General features: G+C 52.6%; 2 protein-coding genes and 1 pseudogene. 2 read left to right on the top strand and 1 reads right to left on the bottom strand.

Going from position 1 to position 3,147, the window contains the following annotated elements:
• Positions 1 to 45: 45 nt before the first annotated feature.
• A pseudogene (locus GRP75_RS22650) lies at positions 46 to 492 on the top strand (YwaF family protein); the annotation flags it as partial.
• Positions 493 to 608: 116 nt separating this feature from the next.
• Here GRP75_RS22650 and GRP75_RS22645 read toward each other — a convergent pair.
• Positions 609 to 1,400: an SDR family oxidoreductase gene (locus GRP75_RS22645; protein ID WP_023987312.1), complete on the bottom strand. Its 792-nt coding sequence runs from the start codon at positions 1,398 to 1,400 to the stop codon at positions 609 to 611.
• Positions 1,401 to 1,659: 259 nt separating this feature from the next.
• Between GRP75_RS22645 and GRP75_RS22640 the strand changes: the two genes are divergently transcribed.
• Complete coding sequence (locus GRP75_RS22640; protein WP_160790427.1) at positions 1,660 to 3,033, top strand: N-acyl-D-glucosamine 2-epimerase; 1,374 nt, start codon at positions 1,660 to 1,662, stop codon at positions 3,031 to 3,033.
• Positions 3,034 to 3,147 lie beyond the last annotated feature (114 nt).

Genomic DNA, 3,147 nt, shown 5'->3' with positions numbered 1-3,147 from the left:
TACCACGGCAGATAAGCCGCTCTTTAATGTTCGTTTTTCCCCTCGATCATTCTTTTTGCCGGAATTGGAGGGGCGCTTCAAGCAGTACTCACGCCTAATTTGGCATACGCATTTCCGCATTATCGTTTTATCCATTTTTTCATAGCTCATAGTGCTATTATTCTGGCAGCCTTGTATATGACCTGGATAGAAGGACTCCGACCGACGTGGAAGAGTGTGGGAGGAGTGATGCTTTTTCTGAATGGCCTGGCGCTGATGGTGTGGATCGTAGACGATGCTCTCGGAGCTAACTACATGTTTCTGACCGGAAAGCCGTCAACACCGTCGATATTGGATGTTTTAGGGCCATATCCTCTGTATATTGTGGCAGAAGAAGTCATTGCACTGCTGTTCTTTTCTCTTCTGATGCTGTTGTTCGAGGTGCTTCCAGGAGGCAGGCTGTATGTCCGCTTTCGCAAAGGAGCTCTGCATGGTGCTGACAGGTCGATATAAAGCCGTTGTAAAGCGATATAAAAGCAGCCTATTCCACAAGTATATGACCAGGGATAAGGCTGCTAAGAATGCCTAAACAGTAGTACACATGGGTATAACGTTCCCCATTCTAATACTTAACGCAGTAGTGATTCTGCTCCGTCTACATAAATTTCCGTACCCGATACATGAGATGACTCGTCTGAGGCGAGAAACAGGACCAGATTGGCAACCTGCTCTGGCTCACCAGGGGCATCCTCTAGCGGATGCTCTCCGCCCTTCGGAAATTCGACTGGAATTTGTACCTTCTTCAAGTCTTCCGAAGGGTACGTGTTATCGTCAATTTCCGTGTCGATGGCTCCCGGGCATATCGCGTTGACCCGAATTTTGTATCGTGCCAGCTCCAGCGCTGCCATTTTCATAAAAGCAACCTGAGCTGCCTTGGTGGAGGCGTAGGCTGAGAATCCAATACCTGAAAAGGTTCGATTACCGTTGATGGAGCTGGTAATGATAATGCTGCCGCCGCGTTCTTTCAGGTAAGGGACGGCATATTTAACGGTAGCAAAGGTGCCGCGAAGATTGATGTTCATCGTGCGGTCCCATTCCTCCAGTTCCAGTGTCTCGATAGGGGCCATGGTGCCGTTAATGCCTGCGTTGGCGAATACTATGTCAAGCTTTCCGTACGTTTCCACGACTTTAGCGAACCCCTGCTGAATCATGTCCGGCTTGGAAATATCACATTCCAGTACAAGTGCCTCGCCGCCAGCCTGCTCAATGATTGCTTTGGTCTCCTCTGCATGCTTGGGTGTCCGATCCAGCATGACCACCTTGGCGCCTTGTTCTGCAAAACGGATCGCGGTCGCCTTGCCGATCCCTGAACCTCCACCACTGACCACTGCTATCTTCCCTTGCAATCTCTGCTCTGCCATTGACTATTCCTCCCATTCCGTTCATAAACTAAACCTGACTCGTTATTCCATACCTCTGTACGTTGATGGTGAAACAGTCACAGCTGGATTTCATCCCATTTGCGAAATATGGTAACATAGGCGAACCAGCAGGAACTTATAGCAAAAACATATAGCAGGAACAAGTATGGAGAAGACCGAGTGACGGAGGTGGATCGAATTGAGCTATAACGCAAATGACCGACCCGAATCGACAGACGCTATAGCACTGACCGGAAAAATGAAACCGTGGGCACTGAACGGCCCCAGTATTCAAATCGATCCGTTGTTTCCCTATTACGCCAACCGTTCGCGGGACAGTATAGCAGATGAGATCGCCCTTGCGGGCTACCAGACCGTTCATTATTTTGTCGTGCGTGAAAATGAAGTGGATGGAGCGCTTGTTGCTGCTTTTCAACGCAGAGGCATAGCGGTGTGGGCAATGGTGCTAGGCAACGGTTCTTTTGGCGTGTCCCAGCTGCCGCCAGAGTGGAAAGAATGGCGCATGGAGCTGCTGCGCGAACCAAACGACGGATTTCAGCGGCTTTCGCATTTTGCCCAGGAGTATGTGGAATGGAAAAAGAAAGCCGCTGCCCGGCTCGTCACCGACATTCCGTTCGACGGGTTCGAGGTGGCGGAGCCTTATTTCCCCGAATGGAACGGGCTGCGCAGTGGAGTGTACGGGGATGTTGGGCCGCATGCACAGCGTGCCTTTCGCGAGCGCAGCGGTGAGAACATTCCGGATTTCCGCGACAAGCATGCGCGGAATTATTACCGGAAGGTTCCGAAGCTGTACGCGCAGTGGGTTGATCTGCGTGTGGACGCCGTGAACGGCCTGATCAGCGAGTTGGTGAACGGCGCGGGCGGTGTGCGTGATGTCCGGCCGGACATCTGCGTGGCGACATGGTCGCTTGCTGTGAGCGGACGCAGCGATGTCCCAGGCCAGCTGCGGGAATGGCAGGGTCTGGACGCGGTAGCTATGATCGGGTGCGTCGCCCCGGATATGCACGTACTCCAGACCCATTGGCCGGACTGGATGCGCCGCCGTCTACCGCCACAGTATACCCGGGGCTATGCTCGCATCGCGCAGTCGATACGGGCCGCTTATCCGGGCCTGCCCCTCGGGGTGCAGGCGGATATTGGCTCCCTCGCGCGTATGGTTCGGGACCGTGAGTGGACGCAGCAGTTTGGGGCTACCGCCCTCGAGGGCGGCTACAACGCCTGGACCGCCTATGAATACCATTTGGGTGGTTACATGTACGATGAGCCGCCCAAACCGCTTAAGGCGGAACGTTCAGCCGAAGATGAGGTGGTTATTTCTTTCAGCAAGCGGATTGCCACACCGTCTGTAGATGAGCTGTGTATTTGGAGCCGGGAGGACAGAGCAGGTACAACACGCGACCTGAGCCGCCACCTAAGGAACGATTCACTAACGTTGCTCGAGCTTGTGGATGCCGTAGCAGACGGAAACCGTCTATTGCTGCGTATACGCAATTTACCAGCAGAGGCGTTCAGCTTGCGCCTTGATGGTGTGCAGGATACACCGGAGCTATGGCTGCTCAAGGGAAGGAAGGCACATCGCAATCTGCCGGAGAATGAAGTGAGGGTTCCTTAAAATTTGGGTAATAACAAAATAACAGCTGTATAAACGGCTCATTTGCCATAGCATTTTCGAATTGTATATATTTGAGGAGCAGCATCTTTTCAAAACATAAACGATAGTGGAGTG

It is taken from the genome of Paenibacillus sp. OT2-17, from assembly GCF_009827695.1.
Lineage (GTDB): Bacteria > Bacillota > Bacilli > Paenibacillales > Paenibacillaceae > Paenibacillus > Paenibacillus polymyxa_B.
Note: the sequence above shows the minus strand (reverse complement) of the source record. Positions and strands in the feature narration are given on the sequence as shown.